This is a genomic window from Alistipes sp. UBA1686 (assembly GCF_002320215.1).
In the GTDB taxonomy this organism is placed as follows: Bacteria; Bacteroidota; Bacteroidia; order Bacteroidales; family Rikenellaceae; genus Alistipes; species Alistipes onderdonkii.
Map to the genome: position 1 here is coordinate 353,186 of NZ_DCKA01000021.1, position 21,437 is coordinate 374,622.

At 56.4% G+C, this 21,437-nt stretch carries 20 protein-coding genes; 17 read left to right on the plus strand and 3 right to left on the minus strand.

All coding sequences use genetic code 11. The annotated features are described in order from the left end of the window. Positions 1–151: 151 nt before the first annotated feature. The 15 genes from dnaA to B3C38_RS11610 all read left to right on the plus strand — a co-directional run bounded on the left by dnaA (position 152) and on the right by B3C38_RS11610 (position 13,447). Positions 152–1,564 carry a chromosomal replication initiator protein DnaA gene (gene dnaA / locus B3C38_RS11540; protein ID WP_055203390.1) on the plus strand — a complete coding sequence of 471 codons (1,413 nt, stop codon included), beginning with the start codon at positions 152–154 and terminating at the stop codon, positions 1,562–1,564. Positions 1,565–1,819: 255 nt separating this feature from the next. Continuing rightward, positions 1,820–2,719: a helix-turn-helix transcriptional regulator gene (locus tag B3C38_RS11545; protein ID WP_022333109.1), complete on the plus strand. Its 900-nt coding sequence runs from the start codon at positions 1,820–1,822 to the stop codon at positions 2,717–2,719. Between the two features lie 43 nt (positions 2,720–2,762). Next, positions 2,763–3,290 carry a cupin domain-containing protein gene (locus B3C38_RS11550; RefSeq protein ID WP_022333110.1) on the plus strand — a complete coding sequence of 176 codons (528 nt, stop codon included), beginning with the start codon at positions 2,763–2,765 and terminating at the stop codon, positions 3,288–3,290. Positions 3,291–3,416: 126 nt separating this feature from the next. Then, the gene (locus B3C38_RS11555; protein ID WP_022333111.1) at positions 3,417–3,629 is read left to right on the plus strand and encodes a hypothetical protein; all 213 of its coding nucleotides are present in this window, start codon (positions 3,417–3,419) and stop codon (positions 3,627–3,629) included. A gap of 174 nt (positions 3,630–3,803) precedes the next feature. Continuing rightward, a complete protein-coding gene (gene bcp, locus B3C38_RS11560; protein WP_022333112.1) occupies positions 3,804–4,265 on the plus strand; it encodes a thioredoxin-dependent thiol peroxidase in 462 nt (153 codons plus the stop codon). Between the two features lie 23 nt (positions 4,266–4,288). Then, complete coding sequence (locus tag B3C38_RS11565) at positions 4,289–4,864, plus strand: hypothetical protein (RefSeq protein WP_022333113.1); 576 nt, start codon at positions 4,289–4,291, stop codon at positions 4,862–4,864. 32 nt (positions 4,865–4,896) lie between these two features. After that, complete coding sequence (recA, locus tag B3C38_RS11570; RefSeq protein WP_018697188.1) at positions 4,897–5,910, plus strand: recombinase RecA; 1,014 nt, start codon at positions 4,897–4,899, stop codon at positions 5,908–5,910. 3 nt (positions 5,911–5,913) lie between these two features. Then, the gene (locus B3C38_RS11575; protein WP_276655086.1) at positions 5,914–8,130 is read left to right on the plus strand and encodes a RelA/SpoT family protein; all 2,217 of its coding nucleotides are present in this window, start codon (positions 5,914–5,916) and stop codon (positions 8,128–8,130) included. 1 nt (position 8,131) lies between these two features. After that, the gene (locus tag B3C38_RS11580) at positions 8,132–8,602 is read left to right on the plus strand and encodes a hypothetical protein (RefSeq protein WP_055210466.1); all 471 of its coding nucleotides are present in this window, start codon (positions 8,132–8,134) and stop codon (positions 8,600–8,602) included. A 19-nt stretch (positions 8,603–8,621) separates the two neighbouring features. Continuing rightward, positions 8,622–8,870, plus strand: coding sequence for a hypothetical protein (locus B3C38_RS11585; RefSeq protein ID WP_286727164.1), 249 nt, complete (start codon positions 8,622–8,624; stop codon positions 8,868–8,870). 72 nt (positions 8,871–8,942) lie between these two features. After that, entirely contained in the window at positions 8,943–9,329 is a 387-nt protein-coding gene (locus tag B3C38_RS11590) for an HIT family protein (RefSeq protein WP_055203383.1), read from the plus strand. 661 nt (positions 9,330–9,990) lie between these two features. Next, positions 9,991–10,467: a helix-turn-helix domain-containing protein gene (locus B3C38_RS11595; RefSeq protein ID WP_022333118.1), complete on the plus strand. Its 477-nt coding sequence runs from the start codon at positions 9,991–9,993 to the stop codon at positions 10,465–10,467. Between the two features lie 571 nt (positions 10,468–11,038). Further along, positions 11,039–11,836: a CPBP family intramembrane glutamic endopeptidase gene (locus B3C38_RS11600; protein WP_286727165.1), complete on the plus strand. Its 798-nt coding sequence runs from the start codon at positions 11,039–11,041 to the stop codon at positions 11,834–11,836. Next, on the plus strand, positions 11,829–12,680 hold the full coding sequence (locus B3C38_RS11605) for a metal ABC transporter solute-binding protein, Zn/Mn family (protein ID WP_286727167.1): 852 nt from the start codon (positions 11,829–11,831) through the stop codon (positions 12,678–12,680). The genes B3C38_RS11600 and B3C38_RS11605 overlap by 8 nt, the downstream gene beginning before the upstream one ends. After that, on the plus strand, positions 12,677–13,447 hold the full coding sequence (locus B3C38_RS11610) for a metal ABC transporter ATP-binding protein (RefSeq protein ID WP_286727168.1): 771 nt from the start codon (positions 12,677–12,679) through the stop codon (positions 13,445–13,447). The genes B3C38_RS11605 and B3C38_RS11610 overlap by 4 nt, the downstream gene beginning before the upstream one ends. A 100-nt stretch (positions 13,448–13,547) precedes the next feature. Here B3C38_RS11610 and B3C38_RS11615 read toward each other — a convergent pair whose 3' ends face one another. The 3 genes from B3C38_RS11615 to B3C38_RS11625 all read right to left on the minus strand — a co-directional run bounded on the left by B3C38_RS11615 (position 13,548) and on the right by B3C38_RS11625 (position 16,967). Beyond that, positions 13,548–14,780, minus strand: a complete 1,233-nt coding sequence (locus tag B3C38_RS11615) for an MFS transporter (RefSeq protein WP_286727169.1) — start codon at positions 14,778–14,780, stop codon at positions 13,548–13,550. Between the two features lie 592 nt (positions 14,781–15,372). Next, positions 15,373–15,663, minus strand: coding sequence for a hypothetical protein (locus tag B3C38_RS11620; RefSeq protein WP_022333124.1), 291 nt, complete (start codon positions 15,661–15,663; stop codon positions 15,373–15,375). Positions 15,664–15,956: 293 nt separating this feature from the next. Further along, entirely contained in the window at positions 15,957–16,967 is a 1,011-nt protein-coding gene (locus tag B3C38_RS11625) for a hypothetical protein (RefSeq protein WP_232044639.1), read from the minus strand. A 133-nt stretch (positions 16,968–17,100) separates the two neighbouring features. On the opposite strand from B3C38_RS11625, the gene B3C38_RS11630 reads away from it, so the two are divergent. Both B3C38_RS11630 and B3C38_RS11635 read left to right on the plus strand, forming a co-directional pair. Continuing rightward, on the plus strand, positions 17,101–17,970 hold the full coding sequence (locus tag B3C38_RS11630; RefSeq protein ID WP_022333126.1) for a prohibitin family protein: 870 nt from the start codon (positions 17,101–17,103) through the stop codon (positions 17,968–17,970). A 571-nt stretch (positions 17,971–18,541) separates the two neighbouring features. Then, the gene (locus B3C38_RS11635) at positions 18,542–21,388 is read left to right on the plus strand and encodes a hypothetical protein (RefSeq protein ID WP_286727170.1); all 2,847 of its coding nucleotides are present in this window, start codon (positions 18,542–18,544) and stop codon (positions 21,386–21,388) included. The last annotated feature ends 49 nt before the right edge of the window (positions 21,389–21,437 follow it).

The following is a 21,437-nucleotide window of genomic DNA, read 5'->3' on the forward strand; positions in this document are numbered from 1 at the left end:
TCTATTATTCACTATCAGGGAGTTAAAATTGAATGTCCGGAAACCGTTGTTTTTCTATATATAAAAAAAGTGAAAATACAACACCTTTTTGGAAATCTTTTTGCAAAATTATTCACAACTTTGTCACATCAAAAACAGTGCAACCCTTATCATGTTAAACAACACGCAGACATATAGCGATATGTGGCAGAACTGCCTTGACCGGATCAAGGCACAGACCTCCGAAGAGGAGTTCGTGAAGTGGTTCCAGCCGATCGTACCGCTCGAGTTCGACGGCACCAACCTGCGCCTGCGTGTTCCCAACGAGAGCTACGTACACCAGATCGAAAAGAACTACATCCCGTTCCTGCGTCCGATCATCTCGCAGCTCTACGGACAGCAGACCCGGCTGCACTATGCCGTGCCGCGTTCGACACCCCCGGCCGTACCCGTTACCGCCGATGCCGACACCACGGCCATTTCGCGTTTCAACACGCAGACCAACACCGCAAATATAAAGAATCCCTTCGTAATTCCGGGGCTCAAGAAGATAATCATCGACCCGCAGCTGAATCCGGGGCTCACGTTCGCGACCTTCATCGAGGGCGAATGCAACCGCCTGGCACGTTCGGCGGGCATGTCCGTGGCCGTAAACCCGGGCAACAACCCCTTCAACCCCCTATATATATATGGGGACTCGGGACTGGGCAAGACGCACATCGTACAGGCCATCGGCCACGAGGTACGCCAGCGCCATCCCGAGTTGCAGGTGCTGTATGTCTCGATGAACAAATTCCAGGCGCAGTTCCAGACCGCGTACAAGAACGGCGAAATCCCCGATTTCATCCATTTCTACCAGATGATCGACGTACTGATCATCGACGACATCCAGGAACTGACCGGGAAGACGGGCACGCAGAATGCGTTCTTCAACATCTTCAACCACCTGCAGCTGGCGGGCAAACAGCTGATTCTCACCTCGGACAAGCCGCCCGTGGAGCTGAAAGACATCGAACAGCGCCTGCTGACGCGCTTCAAGTGGGGATTGTCGGCACAGCTCAACACGCCCGACTACGACACGAAGCTCAAGATCATCCGCGTAAAGGCGCAGAAGTTCGGGGCGCAGATTTCGGACGACGTGGTGGCCTACCTGGCGGACAACATCTCGGCCAACGTGCGTGAGATCGAGGGAGCGCTCTCGTCGCTGGTGGCCAACGCCTCGTTCCTCGGGCGCAAGATCACCACGTCGCTGGCCAAGGAGATCCTGAAGGTCTACGTGCAGCTCTACCAGAAGGAGATCACGCTCGACCACATCATCGAAGTGGTGTGCGAATACTTGAACCTCGATTTCGCTCGCTTCAACTCCACGGAGCGGACGCGCGAGATCGCCCAGGCACGGCAGATCGCCATGTACCTCGCCAAACAGCACACCAAGGCACCGCTCACGACCATCGGGGCCGCCATCGGAGGCCGCAACCACGCCACGGTGCTCCACTCGTGCAAGGCCGTATCGAACCTGATCGAGACCGACAAGGCGTTCCGCCGACAGGTCGAGGAGATCGAAAAGAAAGTGCTTGCGCAATAACCGGTTACAGGGAGGGGCTTCCGCCGGGAGGGGGTGCCCCCGCCACGAAGGCGCATCGCACAAAGCAGCCCCGGGCCGGAACAATTGCGGACACATACCGTAAAATCCAAACAGGGAGCCGTGACAGGTTTTGTCACGGCTTTTTTTTTATATATTTGCGGCCTGGGCAGGCGGGCAAACCCGCCGCCCGCAAAACATCCTGAAAACTCCGGAAGCCCGCCACGGGCGCAACCGGAAAAAACAAGCGACCACCGCATGGATCAACCCAAACTCGAACGCCTGCTGCGGCTGATGAAGCTACTCACGGCAAACACCACCTACAACGTCGACCAGCTGGCCGAACGGCTCCAGATGTCGCGCCGCACCATCTATCGCTACATAGACACCTTCCGCGAGGCGGGTTTCGTCATCAAAAAAGCGGGCGACTGCATTCGCCTCGACAAGGAGTCCCCGCACTTCCGCGACATCTCGCAGCTCGTGCATTTCACCGAAGAAGAGGCCGTGATCCTCAAGAGCGCCATCGAGAACATCGACGACACGAACCTGCTGAAACAGAACCTCAAACGCAAGCTCTACTCGGTCTACGACAACAAGACGCTGGCCGACACGGTCGTGCGCGGCAAGAACGCCCCGAACATCCGGACGCTGATCGAGGCCATCGACCGGCAACGGCAGGCCATACTGCACAGCTACCAGTCGCCGCACGGCGGGGAAGTCCGCGACCGCCGCGTGGAGCCCTTCGCCTTCACGACCAACTACGTGCAGGTGTGGTGCTACGATCCGGAGGCCGGGGCATGCAAGCTCTTCAAAACCTCGCGCATCGGGTCAGTGGAGCTTACCGCAGAGGCCTGGGAACACGGGGCGGAGCACCGCGAAGGGTTCATCGACGTCTTCCGCATGCACGGTGGCGCACGCCACCGGGTGCGGCTGGAGCTGGGGCTGCTGGCCTACAACCTGTTATGCGAGGAGTACCCGCTGGCCGAACGCGACGTCCGGCCGCTGGGGCGGGGAAGATGGCTGCTCGACACCCAGGTCGCCGGGTTTGCCGGCGTGGGACGCTTCGCCGTCGGGCTGCTGGACGACATCCGCATCGTCGACTCGCCGGAGCTGACCGCCTATATCCGCGATTATATCGCGGCAAACAAGTTGCTATAAGATTTTTTCGTATATTTGTAATACACATAAAACATCCGACATCATGAAAATAAACACGATCGCAACGCTGGGTGTGCTTTGCACGGCATTAGCAGCCGGTTCCTGCTGCCGGCAAACACCCCGAACGACTGAAACGCTGCCGGCAGCAGCGGCCGTCGTACTGCAGGATTACGGGACGGAACCGACCGTCCTGAACATCGAAAGCTACACGCTCGGGAACGAGAATTTCAGGACGGTGCTCTGGACGGGCAACAACCTGCAGGTCACGCTGATGACGATTCCCGTAGGCGGGGATGTAGGGTTGGAGCAGCACATGGGCATCGACCAGTTCCTGCGCATCGAAGAGGGTATGGCACAGGTGATGATGGGCGACAGCCAGGATAAGCTCGACTTCGTACGCGACGTGGAAGACGACTATGCGATCTTCGTCCCGGCCGGGAAGTGGCACAACATCGTCAACAAAGGCGACAAGCCGCTGAAACTCTATTCGATCTACGCCCCGGCGGAGCATCCCCACGGCACGGTACACAAGACCCAGCAGGAAGCCATGGAGGCCGAACACGCCCACTGACCACAGGGTAGGGTTCCGGCAAAAAAAACGCATGTTTCGCAAAAAAACATGCGTTTTTTAATTCCGTGTCACAAGTTGTCACTACGGCGCTGTTACTTTGTACCGTGAACCTAAAAGAAAACGATTATGGGAACAGCTTACAAAATCAGGTGCAGGCACTGCGGGGCGCAGTTCGAGCACCACATGCAACCGGGCTACGGCGTACTGCCGGTGTGCGTGGGATGCGGCGAATATGTCGAAACCGAAACGGCGATCCGCTGCCCGGCTTGCCGCAAGAAACTCAACACCACGCAGGAAGAGTTCAACGAACAGATCGAGGTGACCTACATGTGGGACTGAGCGGCGCGTGGCACACGCGGCAGGGCAACAAAAAAGTAGGCACAGAAGGGTGAAAATCCGCGGAAAATTCCTATCTTTACCCAAAATAGGCAGCGCTCGGGCCTTGCCCCGGAAACGGGGTACAGCGCAGGGTCTGCACTATTTTTGCGAAAACGAACCTTTTTTCGGAAACGTATGACACAGTTACAGGCGGGGGATATGGCCCCGGATTTCAAGTCCACGACCCAGGACGGTGCGGCGCTGACGCTGGCCGACCTGAAGGGACAACGCACGATACTCTATTTCTACCCCAAGGACAACACCTCGGGGTGCACGCTCGAAGCCAAGAGCCTGCGCGACGGCAGGGAAGAACTCGCCCGCATGGGATTCCGGATCATCGGCGTAAGCCCCGACAGCGAAAAATCGCACCGGAACTTCTGTGCCAAGCACGACCTGAATTTCACGCTGCTCGCCGACACCGACCACAGCGTCTGCGAAGCTTACGGGGTCTGGGCCGAAAAGTCGATGTACGGCCGCAAATACATGGGCGTACTGCGCACGACGTTCGTCATCGACGCCGAGGGGCGGATCGAAAAGGTATTCACCAAGGTCGACACCGCAAACCACTACCGGCAAATCCTGGACGCTTACAAATAGGACGGCACCAACCGACGACAGGCATGAAATTCTTTGCGGGCATACTACTTGCGGCAGGCAGCCTCTTGGGCACCTTGCAGCTTCCGGCACAAGGGCGGCCGGCAGCACTCGGGCATGAGCTTGCGCAAAGCCCCGCACGGGAATCCGCGGCGGAGCCGGGGCGGAAACAGCCGGCGGAATTCGCAGCAGGGTCTCCGGGCGTGCCCGCGACAGAACTTCCGGCCGAGTTCTCGGCCAAGGCGCATGCCGCCGCAAGTTCGCTGCGGATGCTTCCCCCCGAGGAGTTCGGGCTCCGGTGGCTGCAGGAAGAGGTAAACCCCTACCTGCGCGCACGCCGCAAACTCCACCGCACCATGCAGGAGCGGGCTGCGCAACAGGAGGAGTCCCTGATCCGATCCCGGCAGAAATACCCGCACGACCTGAACAGGCGAACCGGGCTCTGGGGAATAGGCAACACATCGGTCAACAACTGGAGCCCCTTCCAGGACCGGATGCTGGATGCCCGGACAATCAGCTTCCCAATGCCGCGCGGCACGAAAGCCGACAAGCGCACCGACCAGATGAAAGCCCTGGACAGGATGCGGCAACAAAAACGATAAAAAAAATTTCAAATAACGAGGAACTACACAAAATGGCAGAAAAAGTACAGGTAAATGCGGATAAGCTCAAAGTGCTTAACGCAGTGATGGAAAAAATAGAAAAGGACTTCGGCAAGGGCTCGATCATGCGCATGAACTCGCAGGAGGTGAACGACGTACCGGTCATCCCGACGGGTTCGATCACGCTCGACATGGCGCTGGGTGTGGGCGGCTATCCCAAAGGCCGCGTCGTGGAGATCTACGGCCCCGAGTCGTCGGGTAAGACGACCCTGGCGATCCACGCCATCGCCGAGGCGCAGAAAGCCGGAGGCATCGCGGCGTTCATCGACGCCGAGCACGCTTTCGACAGCTTCTACGCACAGAAACTGGGCGTGGACGTCGACAACCTGCTCATATCGCAGCCCGACAACGGCGAGCAGGCGCTCGAAATCGCCGATTCGCTGATCCGGTCGAGCGCGATCGACATCATCGTCATCGACTCGGTGGCGGCGCTGACCCCCAAGGCCGAGATCGAAGGCGAGATGGGCGACTCGAAGATGGGCCTCCAGGCCCGCCTGATGTCGCAGGCGCTGCGCAAGCTGACGTCGAGCATCTCGAAGACCAAGACGGTCTGCATCTTCATCAACCAGCTGCGCGACAAGATTGGTGTCGTCTACGGTAATCCCGAGACCACGACGGGCGGCAATGCCCTGAAATTCTACGCCAGCGTGCGCATCGACATCCGCCGCATGTCGGTCATCAAGGACGGCGAGGAACAGTTGGGAACACGCACCAAGGTGAAGGTCGTGAAGAACAAGGTGGCGCCTCCGTTCAAACGTGCGGAATTCGACATCATGTTCGGCGAGGGTATCTCGAAGATCGGCGAGATCGTCGACCTGGGCGTCGACTACGGCGTGGTCAAGAAAGCCGGCTCGTGGTTCTCGTACGGCGACCGCAAGATCGGCCAGGGACGCGACGCCGTGAAGGAGCTGCTGAAAAACGACGACGGGCTCCGCAACGAAATCGAGGCCAAGGTACGCGAGGCCATGAAGGCACCTAAACAATAAGGTATGGATTATACTGCCGAGGATGAAGTTATAATCAAGGAAAAGTGGGACGACCTGCTCCTCTCGTGCACCAAGATATGTAAGAACGACGAGGACTGGAATTTCATAAAAAGGGCATTTTTCCTGGCCAAGGAGGCACATCAGGGGGTAAGGCGCCGCTCCGGCGAGCCATACCTCCTGCATCCTATTGCAGTAGCCAAGATCGTCATCGAGGAGATCGGACTGGGCGTGAAATCGGTCGTGGCGGCATTGCTGCACGACGTCGTGGAAGACACGGAATACACCGTGGAAGACATGGAACGCATCTTCGGGCCGAAAATCGCCTCGATGGTCGACGGGCTGACCAAGATGTCTGGCGTGTTCAACGCCGAAACCTCGGAACAGGCCGAATATTTCCGCAAGGTGTTGCTGACCCTCTCGGACGACGTGCGGGTCATCCTCATCAAAATCGCCGACCGCCTGCACAACATGCGCACACTGGGGGCGATGCCGATGAACAAACAGATCAAGATCACGGGCGAAACGATCTACCTCTTCGCACCGCTGGCCTACCGGCTGGGGCTTTATTCGATCAAAAGCGAACTGGAAGACCTCTGCATGAAGTACCGGTTCCCGCAGCAATACGCCGAGATCACACAGAAGCTCAATGAAACCGAGGCGTCGCGCCAGGAGTTCATCAGCAAGTTCAACGCCCCGATCATCGCGGGGCTCAACCGCGACAACATCAACTACGAAATCTCGGGGCGGGTGAAGAGCGTCTACTCGATATGGAGCAAGATGCAGCGCAAACAGATCCCCTTCGAGGAGATATACGACCTGTTTGCCATCCGCATCGTGTTCAAGCCGCTGCCGTTCCCCTCGGAAAAGACCCAATGCTGGCAGGTATACTCCACCATCACGGACATCTACACCCCGAAACCCGACCGGCTGCGCGACTGGATCTCGATGCCCAAGGCCAACGGCTACGAGGCGCTGCATTCGACCGTGATGGGGCCCGACGGCGTATGGGTCGAGGTACAGATCCGCACCCAGCGCATGGAGGACATCGCCGAAAGGGGATTCGCCGCGCACTGGAAATACAAGCATGCGACCATCTCGCAGGACGAGGACGAATTCGACAAGTGGCTCAAACAGATCCGCTCGGCGCTGAACAGCCCCACGGAGAACGCGGTAGACTTCCTGGACAACTTCAAGTTATCGCTGTATACCTCGGAAATAGTGGTGTTTACACCCAAGGGAGAGGCCCGAAAAATGCCGTTCGGAGCCACGGCGCTCGATTTCGCATACGACATCCACTCGAAGATCGGAAACAGCGCCATCAGCGCCAAGATCAACCACAAGCTTGAACCGATCACTACGCAGATCAACAGTGGCGACCAGATCGAGATCATCACGGCCGACAATGCGCGTCCCAAGCCCGAATGGCTGGAGATCGTGACTACGGCCAAAGCCAAGCAGTCGATCAAGAGCTTCCTCAAACGCGAGCGGCAGAACAACATCGAGCGGGGTATGCACATGCTCGACGAGAAAATGAAGTCGCTCAATATCAAGCTCAGCGGCCGTGTCCTGCGCAAAATAGTCCCCATCTATGAGAGTAACAACAAGGAGGAACTGTACAGCAAGATCGGGGCGGGGATCGTCAACCTCGACAACCTCGAAAAAGTCCTGAAGGTCAACTCCAAAAGCAAAATCCTCAAATTCTGGACGCTGTTCATCAATAAAAAGGAGGAGGAAGACGGCGACGACGCCACCGCCCCGGGCGAAACCGCCCCGGAAAAGGAACCGGCGGCAGAGCCTCAGTTCGAAATCGCCGAATGCTGCAAGCCGATCCCCGGAGACAAGGTCGTGGGGTACCGCGACCCGGCGACGGGCAACATCATCGTACACAAAGCCAACTGCGACGAGCTGGACAGGCTCGCAGCGCAATTCGGCAAGAACATCGTCAAGGACGAAATCAAGTGGTCGCAGCACAAGGCCATGTCGTACCTGGTCACCATCGAACTGCGGGGCATCGACCGCATGGGCATCCTGCTCGACCTGGCGAAGGTCGTGAGCGGCGATTTCAGCATCAACATCCGCGAGGTCGGCATCCACAGCCACGACGGCATCTTCGAGGGCAGCATAAGCCTCTATGTGAAGGATGCAGAGGGCCTGCACGACGTGATGGACAAACTGCGCAAGATAAAAGGTATTGAAAGTGTCAAACGAACCCTGAGCTGATATGGAAAACTTCTCGACCGTCCTATGGATCGTAGTGATCGCAGCGGCCATGATATTCAACGTGGTATCGCAGAGCCGCAAACAGGCGAAGAAACAGGCCCGGCAGGCCGGCGACAGGCACGCCGGCAGCGAGGCATGGCCGTCATGGGATCCGGCTGCGGGATCGCAACCGGATTCAAGGGAGGACACTCCCGTCCGGCAGGAGGTGCAGCCGGCCGTGGCGCCGGGGGCAACCCCGACGATGGCGCCGTCTGCCGGATTCGAAGATGCGGCCCCGGCGGCCGGTTCCGGGCACACTGCACCCCTCAGCGGGCGCAGCGACGTGCAAAAAGGCCGCATGACAGCCACGGAGCATCCCCACGCCGCGTATGACGACGCGCAGGAGGCTGCTACAGCCGAAATAACCGGGGATTTCGACCTGCGCAGGGCTGTCATCTATTCGGAGATACTCAAGCCAAAATTCGACGAATAACGGGAAGGAGGATTTACCTATGACACCCGAGGAGACTAAATGGCGGGCAAGCGTTTACGCCCCCGAAAAAATAAGGCGGAAGCTGAAGCTGCAATACTGGCTGCTCGGCGCCTGGAGCGTCCTGACCGGAGCATGGGTCGTAGTGTTATGCACGGGGAGGGACACATTCGGCTGGATGACCGCCGTGGTGCTGCTCGCCGGTTATGCCAACATACTGCTCGGCATCGTCAACCACAGGCGGCTCCTGGCCGGGAAAAAGCCGTTTTAGAGTGGGTGGGGACAACAAACGCAAACGGCAGAAAGAACGCAAAAAAATACGGAAATCACAAAAAACGAAGCTATGTCATCCATCTTTACACGCATCATTGCCGGCGAGATCCCTTCGTATAAGGTCGCCGAAGACGAAAACTATTACGCATTCCTCGACATCAACCCGCTGACCAAAGGGCACACGCTGGTGGTACCCAAAATGGAAGTGGACTACATTTTCGACCTCGACGACAAGACACTGGCCGGCATGATGCTCTTCGCCAAAAAGGTCGCGGCCAAAATCAAGCAGGAAATAGCCTGCAAGAGGGTCGCAGTGGTCGCCTTAGGGCTCGAAGTACCGCATGCACACATCCATCTGATTCCCATACAGAGCGAAAACGACGTGGATTTCCACCGCGAAAAGCTCAAATTGACGCCGGAAGAGTTCCGGGAAATTGCAGCAAAACTCTTCGGATAAGGGGCTGTTTACAAAAATATAATTACTTATATCATAAGCGGATAGTGGGTTATTAACACTATCCGCATTCTTTTTATTTAACATAATATTTGCAAAGAGCAGGAGTTTGCCGAAAAAGCACTTGCTGTTTACCGGGAATACCGGGGAAAATCGAATTTTTTATCAAAAAAGGGTAGTGTATTTACAAATGTAAATATCAAAGAGGAGGGCACTTTCCAATTATAATTACAAATGTTAATCAACAACAAGCGTAATCCCTGTTGATTTATATTTTTGTAAAAACAGTAGGGGAGTGCAGACAAAGCCTGTCCGCAATGCAAAGTACATGAGTTAAATTGTTAAACAATCACACATATACACACTAAATACCAGTAAGTTACACTATTTATATACAAATTAAGTTAAACAATATCGGAATGGGTACAGAGTGGTTGTGCAAAACAGATCCCCAAGAGTAATTTTAGCATATAATTATGCTAATTATCAGCAATATACATATATTTATATCAACCAACAATGGATAACAATCTGCCCGGATGAATTTAACGATATTATTTCTTTTACAGATGTAAACATTATCAACAATTATTAACATTTTACAAATGCAGATCTTACTTGTTTTACAAAAGAAAAAACTTTATATTTGTAAAAAATTACGCTGATGAGGGAAAAATTGCTCGATTTGATGAAAAACGAAGGATTGAAGCCGAGCCAGCTTGCAGAGCAGCTCGAGATCAATCCCGCCGGAATATCCCACATTCTCGCAGGACGCAACAAACCGGGCTTCGATTTGCTGCAAAAGATCCTCAGGAGGTTTCCCCGGATCAATCCGGATTGGCTGCTGCTCGATTCCGACAAAATGTATCGGGATGAATATCCGGCAGCCTCGTCGGGCCAGCAGGCCTCCCGTACAACGGCGGCACAAAGGTCGTCCCCCGAATTGGGCAACGACCTTTTCACGCCGACACTGCCGGGCGGACTTCGGGCGGATGAAAAACAAACGCAGGACGCCGACGGGCATGACGGATCTGCGACGCAGTTTCCGCCGGCGTTGTTCGGCAAAGCGAATATCAAACGCGTCGTCGTGCTCTATGATGACCAGACCTTCGAAAGTTTTACGCCATCGACAAAGCGTTGAAATAATCCATGCGGGCAGATGCCCGGAATATTCGATTCTCGGAAAGATAAAATTCGGACAACCCGGTTTCCGCTTCGAAACGGACGGTACGTGGTCTATTCCCGAAACACTTGGCAATTACTTATTAATAGGTAAGGAGAAATTCCTGGCAACGGTACAATTGCCTGTCTTCATAATCCGCTTTATTTAACATAATGTTAATATTAATTCAATAAAAAACCCCACAACGGTACAATCGCCTAAATGCGAACCCTCCCGAAACGGCGATAAAATTACGCCCCAAACCCTGAGCGCCTCTATGAGACTGGAAACGTGCGCCTAACGGGTTACTGTTCCGCAACGTAATAGCGATCCGGCGTTTCAAATATCGCCTGCGCAGGAATCAAGCTACGCTTCGGTCGTGCTCCAAATCCCTTGCAGGATATGCGCGCGCAAGCACGCCGGAGACACAAAAGCACAAATTTTATCCGCCTACATACCAACACCTTAACAAAATACCAATACGGCACATGGCGATCGTATGTCATTTCCGTGTTTTTTTGCTATTTTTGTAACGGTTAAATCAAAACAAATGGCTGGAAATGACTGCTGTATAAAACGCTCGGCAATTATCCTCGGGGCTTTCATGCTTTTTTTCGTGCTGTGGTATTTCAATATAGCCGTGAGGCCGTTCGAAGGCTGCATCGGCAGTTCGCAGACGCTCCATTATACACTGAATTACCTGTTGGCGGGGCTTATTCCGTCCGGGGCATTGTTCCTGCTGCACGCACGCCGGGACATCGCCTCGTCGATGGGCCTGTCGCACGGTTTCGGCACAGGACTGCTCTTCGCCGTAACGGCGACGCTGCCGATGATCGCCGGGTATGCCGTCATCGGCGAGTTCGACCGGGAACTGACTGCCGACGCAGCATTTACCTGGATATTCATTGCCGGGATATTCGAGGAGCTGGTATACAGGGGATTCGTCTTCGGGCAGCTCTTCCGATACGCCCGTTGGGGGTTTCTGCCTGCAGCACTATTGACGGCACTGGCGTTCGGGTCGTTGCATCTCTACCAAGGGCACGACTTGGCATCGGCATTGACGGCCTTCGGGGTTACGGCACTGGGCAGCATCTTTTTCAGCTGGCTCTATGTCGAATGGAACCACAACCTCTGGAGCGTAATCTGGCTGCATACACTGATGAACCTGCCCTGGATAGTATTCTGCATAAGTATGAGCGGCGCCGTCGGCGACACAGGGGCCAACGCTTTGCGGCTCTGCACCATAATCCTGGCAATCGGCCTGACTGTTGCATACAAGCGGAAACGGAGACTACCCTACCGGATACAGATCAATACATTAATTACCAACAAGATACAAAATGCGTAAAATCTACATTTCCCTACTCATAGCCATCCTGTGCGGCGGCTGCACATCTCGCCGCCCGGCGGACGGCGAGCCGCTGTACGTCTCGATCCTGCCGCTCCGGAGCCTCGTACAGGGAATCGTCGGCGACGATTTCGACATCGAAGTACTCGTACCACCGGGAGCGAGCCCCGAAACCTTCGAGCCGACACCCCGGCAGTTCGTCGGCCTGAACAAAGCCCGCATGGTCTTCAATGTCGGGCTTATCGACTTCGAAACCACGCTGTTGGCAAAGGTCGAAGACCAGGCGAAGGTCGTCAACCTCAGCCGCGGCATCGAACTGATCGCCGGCACCTGCTCGCACGGCAGCCACGGCCATACGCATACGCACGGCATCGACCCGCATGTCTGGACATCGCCCCGGGCACTGCAGAAGATGGCGGAAAACGCCTATGAAGCGATCCGGAAAGCCTATCCCGACTCGGTAAAGTATGAAACGAATTACAGGCTGCTGCAACAGGAACTGAAGGCACTGGACGAACGGACGGCGACACGGATTGCCGCAAGCGACGTGGAATATTTCATCATCTACCACCCCGCCCTCACCTACTACGCCCGGGACTACGGGTTACGGCAGATTGCCATCGAAGCCGACGGGAAGGAACCGTCGGCAAAACAACTGACACAGCTTATCCGGCAGGCGCGCGAAGACGGCGTGCGGCGCATCCTCTACCAAAGCCAGTTTCCGGCATCGGCCGTGGAGGTCATTGCCCGCGACATCGACGCCGAGTATGCGGAGGTAGACCCGCTGCGTGAGGACGTGATCGCAAACATCGAGGAGATAACCGGCATAATCACACGGAGATGAACCTGGTGACATTACACCACGTCGGCGTAGCGTACGACGGGTACGAGGCGCTGAAAAATGTCGACCTCACGATCGCACAGGATGATTTCCTGGGAATAATAGGCCCCAACGGAGGCGGGAAAACGACACTCGTGAAGGCGATCCTCGGGACGGTACCCCACACCGGCGAGGTCGTGCTCTCCCCGGAGTTGTTCCGCGGCAAGGAGCGGCTGATCGGATATATGCCCCAGATCAGCAATTTCGACCGGACATTCCCGATCTCGGTGCTGGAGGTGGTATTGTCGGGGCTGCAAGGGCACCGGGGCTTCGTTTCCCGGTACACGAAGGCAGACCGGGCGAAAGCCCTCCGGCTGCTCGAAACATCGGGAATCGGGGAGACGGCACGCAGCCCCATCGGCGAGGTTTCGGGCGGGCAGATGCAGCGGGCGCTGCTGTGCAGGGCGGTGATTTCAGACCCGAAGCTGCTGATACTGGACGAGCCGGCGAATTTCGTGGACAACAAATTCGAAAACGAGCTTTACCGGACGCTGCGCGAACTGAACGGCCGGATGGCGATCGTCATGGTATCGCACGACATCGGCACGATCACCAGCGTGGTGAAGGAGATCGTCTGCGTGAACCGCCGCGTGCACCGCCACCATTCGAACGTCATCACCGAGGAGCAGCTGCGCAATTACGACTGCCCTATTCAGATCGTATCCCACGGGCATATCCCGCACACCGTGCTGGAGCACCATCCGGGCGACTGCTGCTGCGATCACGACTGATCCGGGGCGGGACAGCGCTCACGCCTGCCTGCGGCTGGGGCGCGATGCCGGCAAGGCCGGCTCCGCCAGCCGCCGCCCAAATATACCCGCCGCAGACCGGTTACACGGTCTTCGCATTCCCGGGCAGGGTTATAAACTTCGTCAGGAAAGCCCCGAAAAGGTAAAGTCCGGCCAGAATCCACACGACGCCCTCGCCGCCGACCAGCCGGTAGAACACCCCGACGATGGCGGGGCCGACGAAAACCGGAAGCCCCGCACCGAGGTTCAGCACGGAAACGGCTGCCCCTTTATCCTTTTTGACAAGCGAGGGCATTAGGGCCGACAACGGGACATATCCGGCAAGCAGGGCGCCCCAGAGCACGCCGGCAGCCATCACCACCCAGAAATTGCCCGCCGAAAACTGCGGCGAATAATAGAACAGCAGCGTGGTGATGCCGCAGCCCACGCCGCCGAACCAGATAATGGTGTTGCGCCACCCCACTTTGTCGCCGACGAAGCCGAAAATGAGGTTGAAGACGATGTTGGCCGTGAAAATAGTGCCCCAGATCCGGAGCCACTCGGTCGTCGTGAACCCGTAGTCGGCCATATACATCGGAAGGAAAACGGGAAAAGCGAATTGCGCCGTGGTGTTGATTACACGGACGATGCCGCCCAGGAGCACCTTCGGTTCCTGCTTCATGATGGTGATACCCTTCAGCAACTCCCTCATCTTCTCACGGGTACCGCCCGCAACGGCAAGCCGTTTCTGCGACTTGTTCATCACCAAGGCGAAAAACGCCCCCAGCAAAGCCCAGAATACGGATGTCCACAGCGTATTGATATTGCCGATGCGCTCGATGGCCCAACTGGAATAGTAGGCCCCGAGGACGTTGAGTCCTCCGGTAAATACGAACCAGAACCAGCCGACGGCCTTTCCGAGGCCGTCCTTGGGCGCGGCATAGGCGATCCAGACCAAAAAAGAATAGGCGAACAGCGGATAACCGAACCCGCGCAGGGCATAGGTCGCGAGCATCAGCGGGTAATGCAGCCCGGGCAGCGACAGACCGACGAAGCCGCAGGTACCCAGCAGGTAGAGCACGAGCCCGGCGAACATCGTCCGTTTGACGCCGTACGCCTCGGCCAGGACGCCCGAGAACCACGCAGAAATGGCGATGGTCACGCCGTACATGGTGAAAAGCCCGGCGGATTGCTCCAGGGACAAACCCCGGCCGATGAGGTACGGGCTCAGCCATCCCTGCTCGATGCCGTCGCCCATCATGAAAATAAGAATTCCCAAATACGCCCAGGCAAGGGGTTTGGGCAAGCCGATTTTGTCGAAAATTGTCCGGTTCATAGTAAGTATGGGTTTACGCTGGTCTGGGGTTTCGTCGATATTCCGGCGTCATCGCCGTTGCGCCCTACCCTTTCCGGAAAATTCCGGATAAAAATAGCCGCGATGCTCCGGGTAGACAAAGGAACAACAAACGAAATATTAATTTTCTTTTTACAACCCAACAAATATACTTATTTTTCATAAAAAAGCAAAAATAAGAAAACAAAACACAATAATAAAAAGCAATCCATAAACCGGGGTGTTTGATTTCAGTATAGAACCGGCATGAAAAGCGCACGCGAGGATGCGAGGGAGGACAGACGGGAACAGGGGCGAAAAGGGAGCGCGCGAGGACGCGGGGGGGGGCAGGGAAAGGATAAGGGAGGAACAGACGCGGTACAGGAAAATACAACGGGGAGAATCGCGGAGAGAAGTGGCGGGAAGGATGAGAGATGAAGCGAGTAACAGGCAGGGAAGAGTGCCGGGAGCACAGCCCAGGAAACAAATGGGAAAGGCTATCGGGAAAGGCTTTCAGGAGAGCTGCCAATGCCGGATGAAGGCAAAAAAAGCGGTTCCGCCATGCAGAACCGCCCCTAATCGGAATGAACCAGCTTTACTTTTTCGCCTCGTTGATCTTGCTAAGCTTCTCGAAGAGTTTTTCGAACTCACCCACCATCTCGACACGCAGCGCAGCATAGTGCTTGCGGACAAGCGAGGGGTTATGCGGCTCGGCGGGATTGTTCGCCTTGGTGAAAAGGTCGTTGCGGACAGCCACGGCCTCCTGCATCACCTCGAAAATCTCCGTCTCTTTCGAAGGCTGAAAACAAATTGCCATATCGCAGTCGAAAACCACCTCTTCCAGACGATAGTCGATCTCCTTTTTCAGGTACCTTAAATTTGCCATATTATCGTGTATTTAAAAATTTCCTGGACAAAGGTACGAAAAAGCTTTGGATTACCAAAGGTTTATCGGGCGGGGACGATTATTAAAAACTTTTATTATCATTTGCAGCGGTTCGGAAAAAGGCCAACCGGGGCTCCCGAGATCGGATCATCAGAAAGCGGAGGAAACCACTGCGGCTGGCAGCGGAGCCGCATCGGCATCGGCATCGGCATAGATTGCACCCGCCGCCGATGCGCACCTACGAAAAAAGGATTCCCTAAAGAAGGGAATCCTTTTTATCGGCGGATACCGGGCTACATCCTTTCGAGTTCCCGATAGGTCTTTTTGCCGGCTTTGGCGGCGGCCTTGGCGGCCTGTGCCTCCTCCCTGGCGATCTTGCGCGCGGCACGTTCCTGTTCGCGGGCGATGCGTCGGGCTTCACGGAGTTCCTTCTTCGAATAGTGCCCGGCCTCCTTCAACGCTTCACCTGCCTCGCGCCGGGCTTCGCGAAGGTCTTTCCGGTAATCGGTATCCCCGGGCATCTCGACGATGATACCCGTTATCGACTCGTCGACAACCTCGCATCCGCACGGCTCGCAACCCTGCCCGGCAGGCTGGGGTGCGATTTTGGGCTTGGGGATCATCGTGCGCTGCTCGACAATGCTGCCCGCACCGTAATTGATCGTCAGTTCGACGCGGCGAAGCGGCGGCAGGATATGCTTTATCATATACTCCCAAGCCGCAGGTATCTTTTTCAGCGCCAACTCCTTGGCATCGGACGACTGTTTCCCGTCGAGGATTCCGAGCACGGCCTGTTTGTCGGGTACGGGCGACCGGGCGACCAGCGCACGGCACATCTCCCAATCCTCGGCGACGGAATTGAGCGTGACGTCGTACTTCTTCGAAAAACCATACTTCTTGTCAACGTAACTCTTGAAATCCCGGGCACGGTTCCGAGCGAGGGTCTCGTTGAACGCCCGGGGCCCGTCGGGCGAAGAATAGCCCGTGATTTCGACCGATTTGACATGCATCAGCGTATCGCGCATGAGGTTGTCCACAAAGGCGTTCAGCCCGTCGAGTTCGCGCGAATTGCCGTCGAGCGCCGCGGAAAGGCTGGCCAGGTTGATCTGGTAACGGATCGAATAATCCGTGTCGCCCTGACGCTTCACAAGGAACCTGCGGACGATGTAATCGCCGTCGGTGGCCTCCGACAGCATCACGGTGTCGGCCGCAGGCGCCGGCACCGCGCTCCCGGCCCGGGCCGTCGCTCCGGCAGCGGCACACAACGCAAGGAATAGAGCGAATGTTGTAAAGATTGTTTTCACGCAATAATGGTGTTGGTTAATTCTTGCCACGCTATTCGCAAGATTCGTACCACGTTAAATGCCCGGATACGGAGCCGGATAAGGATTTTTCGTTATATTTGTAAAACCTTATTTACCATAAATCTATCCCGACATGCAAATGGATCTCCTCGACAATCCCAAAATCAAGCAGATAAAATCCCGCTATCTGCTGCTCGCACTCATCCCCGCAGTGCTGTTGTTAATCGCATTCATAAGCTGCACGACGATCGACAGCGGGTCGGTCGGCATCCGCTTCAAGAAATGGTCGTCGGACGCCAGCCAGTACGGAGGCGTGCTCGGCACGTGCAAAGGCTGGGTGTGGTACAACCCCATCACGCAAAAGATCTTCGAATACCCGATCTACGTCCAGCGCAAAACCTACGAACCGTTCCGCGTCAACGCCAAGGACGCCTCGGAATTCACGATGGATCCGACGATCGCCTACCGGCTCGACCCAGACAAGGCCACGGCCGTATTCACCAAATACCGCAAGACCCTCGGGGAGATCGAAGACGGTTACATCCGCACCTGCATCTACGAGGCATACCGTACGTGTGCCAACCAGTATACGTCGGACTACCTGATGTCGCACCGCGGGGAATTCGAATCGGAGGTGCGCAAACGCCTGGAGGTGAGCCTCTCGTCGGAAGGATTCCTGGTGGAGGAATTCACGTCGCAGATCACCCCTCCGCAATCGCTCGCGGAAGCCATCAACGCCAAGAACGAGGCCGTACAGAATGCGCTGAAGGCGGAAAACAAGGTCAAGGAGGCCGAGGCGAACGCCAAAATCGAAATCGCCAAGGCACAGGGCGAGGCACAGGCACTGCGCATCAAAGGCGACGGCGAAGCCTATTACAACCGCGTCGTGGCACAATCGCTGAGCCCGCTGCTCGTGCAGCAGGATGCCATCGACAAATGGGACGGCAAACTCCCGACATACAGCGGCGGCGGCGCATTACCGTTCATCAACATCGGGAAATGACCCGGAATTGCCTGCCGGGAAATAATCCCCGCTGGCGGTACATGAGGGGAGGGCGTATATCCTCCCCTTTTTATATATAAAGGTATGGATCGCATTCGCACGGGGGGGGGAATTGCCTCTACGCAAACATTTACGTCTTTTAAGCACACATTTAAGGCCTGAATCATATCCCTCTACGCCAAAATTGCTACTTTTGTTAAATAATGGGAGATTGCCGGACATATCAGAGACATACTTCTGCGGAACATTCGCTCCGTAAGGCCGGTCATTTTACCCCCCCCCACGGGACTGGGCTCATAGTAAACTAACAACCAACGTATTACACCCATATTTAGGGATGTTCTCAAAAGAGCATCCCTTTCTTGCGTTTACCTGTCACTTCCCTTTAATTTATAATACAATCCTACAAAATGAAAAGAAAAAACTATGAGATGCCCTCCGTGGAGGAGGTGCTCGTGCTCGTCGAACAAGGTTTCGCCGCGAGCCAGGTGGAAAAACCGGATGACGACACGAATGAATACTGATGTGTCCGTTCGGGAAACTTATGTGTATGACTAAAAAAAATAAAACGATGAAAATTAAACAGTTATCGTATTTATTGCTCGGAGCAGCCCTGTGCGGCTGTACGACGGAAGAGGCGGGGACGAAGAAAACCGATGCGGACTTCATCGTACGCGCCACCGTCGGGGACGACGGGCAGACCAGGGCCGATATGACGGAGGACGGGCTGAGGTTCTCGTTCAGCGCCGAGGATGCCGACCGGATCGGCCTGTACCTGAACTATCCGGCCAACGACTGGACAGATCAGAACCTCTGTTTCGAAGCCGTGAACTCGCAGACAAAAGGCTGGGTGGATTTCAAGCAGGTGTCTTCCTCGACATTTGCCATCCAGGAAGGGCTGAATGTTTACGCCTACTACCCGTACGAAGAAAACGAAGCCCAGGTATCGGGGACGACGGACGGCACGGCCGATTCGCGCGCGGCCGTGTCGAGCAACTGGGCGGGTACGCGCAACCTCGAAGTCCCGGCCGAACAGCAGCAGGTTGCCGGCGACGACTTTTCGAACCTGGCAAAATACTATGCACTGGCGGCCGTGCCCACCACGGTGGTCAACGATACGGACAATACTCCCACGGTAAAACTGAGTTTCTCAGGGATATTCGCGCTGCTCCGCATCCGACTGGTAAACGATACGGACAACGACGTAACGATCGGCCGGGTCGATTTCGAGGCAGCCCGGAACCAGCCCCTGACGGGGCTCTATACGGCAGACCTGACGGCGAACCCCCAATTCGGGAATACGGACTACAAGACCACGGCCGTAGCGGGCAGAACGGACAACAAGGTATCGGTGACGCTCGCCGCCCCGGCGACCATCGCGGCCGGAGGAGACACCTATATTTACGCCGTAGTACATCCGCTGGTGGTCAGCTACTGCGTGATTACGGCATGGACGACCGACGGCTACAAGTTCGTGGAGCGCAAAACCTTCAACGACAATACCACGGTATCTTTGCAGCGCGACATCCGCAGGACGTTCAGATGCACGATGTCGGACAGCAACAAGCTCCCGGTGGACGCCCCGTCCCAGGATGCAGAGGGGTATTACGAAATCGACTCCTACGAGGACATGCTGTGGGTTTCGGAGAATGCCACCGACGCTGCGAAGAAATATAAAATGACGCAGGATATCGACATGACGGGCAAAATCTACACCCCGATCGGATTCGGCACCAATTACACCGAAGGCGCCAAGGCACAGGAGTTCGCAGGCGAATTCGACGGCGGAGGCCATACGATCAGCAACATCACGGTCAATCCGTCGTACCACACCTGCGTGGGAATTTTCGGGGCTACGAAATCGGGCGCCGTGATCAAAAACCTGAAGGTCGCCAACCTCACCTACGAGAGCGACCTGCCGTCGGAGAAGGCAGGCCAGCGGAAATGGATCGGCGGACTGATCGGGTATGCCCTTCCCGGAACGACGGTTTCGGACGTGGCACTCACGAACATCAGCCTGACGGCGAACGGAAGCAAGGAAAGTGCCTCCACCTCCTACCGCATTGGCGGCGTGATAGGCCTGATGGAGCTGGGATCGGCGGAGGTTTCACTCTACAAGAACATCACGGCCGACGGCGTGACGCTGACGGGCGGCTACGCACTGGGCGGTTTCGCGGGAACGATGCAGCAAAATGCCCGTATCGAGGAGTGCTCGGTGAAGAACGTCACCATCCGGCATAAGAACCAGATACTGTACGGGGAGACGAGCTATCCGGCTACCGGAGGGTATGTTTATGCCTCTTCGTATTTCGCGGGCGACGTGAACCAGGGAACGATCGACATCACCTGCTCCGGGGAGCTGGTCAGCGGGACGAATTCGCGCGAAGACCTCGACGGGCTCGGGTCGATGTACGAGTCGACGTGGGACATACAGCCCTATGTCGGCGAATTGTGCATCAGTACGCTGACCCTGAACGGCGAGGCGCTGAGCCGCAAGGTGGAGGTCGCAACACCGGAGGAACTGGCCGCAACGCTGGCATCGCGCGGCGGCGAGATCGCCGTGACCGCCGACCTCGACCTGACGGCCGCGCAAGCAGTGCAGGTCAACTACCCCACCGTGCTTACGCTCGGCCAAGGGACGAAGATAACGGTCTCGTCCAACAAGCTGAACAACTACTCGGATCTCACGGTTTCGGGCCCCGGCTCCATTACGGGCGATTACGGCCTGATCCGGAATTACGCGGGGGCATACCTGACCATCGACGGGGGCGCGACACTCGAAACGACCAATAACCAGCAGGGATCGGGTATCCTGAACAACGGCGGCAAGGTCGTACTCGAGGACTGCACCGTCAACGCGGCTTTTTACGCCGTTGCCAACCAGGGCGGCGGCTCGCTGACTGTCAATAACGGGAAGTTCTCCTCGACGGCGCACAACGGAAACGGCCAGTGGGCATATTGCATCCGCACGTTGGGCGAAGGCACGCAAACCGTCATCAACTACGCCGAGGTATCGGGCGTACAGGGAGCCGTGGCGGTCGACTCGGGCGGCAAGGTGACGATCAACGACGGTATCTTCTCGACCTACGATCTGTCAGGCACGGGCAACAATTTCCACGGACTGGCCGTCCTAGCCGACGGACATGCGGTCGTGAACGGCGGTAAATTTTACAGCGAAGGGCACGACTACTGCGTACGCCTGGGCGACGACGGTGCGGCAGCGGCTTCCGACCCGAGCACGGTCGAGCTGAAAGGCGGCTATTTCGGCGACATGGGGCTCGACAAGATCAAGGGCGGCACGACGATTACCCCGGCAGCAGGTTACAAATTCGAACAACTGGCCGAACCGATTGTCGAGCAGTCCACGACCGTCCCCGGAAAAACCAACACCTACAAATACCGGATCGTGGCCCAATAACGGGCACGGCCACCACAAAACGCCTGCGGCGGCCGGGAAACCCGGACGG

Bases quoted from the DNA above. Each gene is read 5' to 3' on its own strand.
- B3C38_RS11550 (WP_022333110.1), top strand. From the start codon at position 2,763: ATGAAAATAAACACGATCGCAACGCTGGGTGTGCTTTGCACGGCATTA.
- recA (WP_018697188.1), top strand. From the start codon at position 4,897: ATGGCAGAAAAAGTACAGGTAAATGCGGATAAGCTCAAAGTGCTTAAC.
- B3C38_RS11605 (WP_286727167.1), top strand. From the start codon at position 11,829: ATGCGTAAAATCTACATTTCCCTACTCATAGCCATCCTGTGCGGCGGC.
- B3C38_RS11620 (WP_022333124.1), bottom strand. From the start codon at position 15,663: ATGGCAAATTTAAGGTACCTGAAAAAGGAGATCGACTATCGTCTGGAA.
- B3C38_RS11575 (WP_276655086.1), top strand. From the start codon at position 5,914: ATGGATTATACTGCCGAGGATGAAGTTATAATCAAGGAAAAGTGGGAC.
- B3C38_RS11590 (WP_055203383.1), top strand. From the start codon at position 8,943: ATGTCATCCATCTTTACACGCATCATTGCCGGCGAGATCCCTTCGTAT.
- B3C38_RS11580 (WP_055210466.1), top strand. From the start codon at position 8,132: ATGGAAAACTTCTCGACCGTCCTATGGATCGTAGTGATCGCAGCGGCC.
- B3C38_RS11630 (WP_022333126.1), top strand. From the start codon at position 17,101: ATGCAAATGGATCTCCTCGACAATCCCAAAATCAAGCAGATAAAATCC.
- B3C38_RS11585 (WP_286727164.1), top strand. From the start codon at position 8,622: ATGACACCCGAGGAGACTAAATGGCGGGCAAGCGTTTACGCCCCCGAA.
- B3C38_RS11610 (WP_286727168.1), top strand. From the start codon at position 12,677: ATGAACCTGGTGACATTACACCACGTCGGCGTAGCGTACGACGGGTAC.
- B3C38_RS11595 (WP_022333118.1), top strand. From the start codon at position 9,991: ATGAGGGAAAAATTGCTCGATTTGATGAAAAACGAAGGATTGAAGCCG.
- B3C38_RS11555 (WP_022333111.1), top strand. From the start codon at position 3,417: ATGGGAACAGCTTACAAAATCAGGTGCAGGCACTGCGGGGCGCAGTTC.
- B3C38_RS11600 (WP_286727165.1), top strand. From the start codon at position 11,039: ATGGCTGGAAATGACTGCTGTATAAAACGCTCGGCAATTATCCTCGGG.
- B3C38_RS11615 (WP_286727169.1), bottom strand. From the start codon at position 14,780: ATGAACCGGACAATTTTCGACAAAATCGGCTTGCCCAAACCCCTTGCC.
- B3C38_RS11635 (WP_286727170.1), top strand. From the start codon at position 18,542: ATGAAAATTAAACAGTTATCGTATTTATTGCTCGGAGCAGCCCTGTGC.
- B3C38_RS11545 (WP_022333109.1), top strand. From the start codon at position 1,820: ATGGATCAACCCAAACTCGAACGCCTGCTGCGGCTGATGAAGCTACTC.
- bcp (WP_022333112.1), top strand. From the start codon at position 3,804: ATGACACAGTTACAGGCGGGGGATATGGCCCCGGATTTCAAGTCCACG.
- dnaA (WP_055203390.1), top strand. From the start codon at position 152: ATGTTAAACAACACGCAGACATATAGCGATATGTGGCAGAACTGCCTT.
- B3C38_RS11565 (WP_022333113.1), top strand. From the start codon at position 4,289: ATGAAATTCTTTGCGGGCATACTACTTGCGGCAGGCAGCCTCTTGGGC.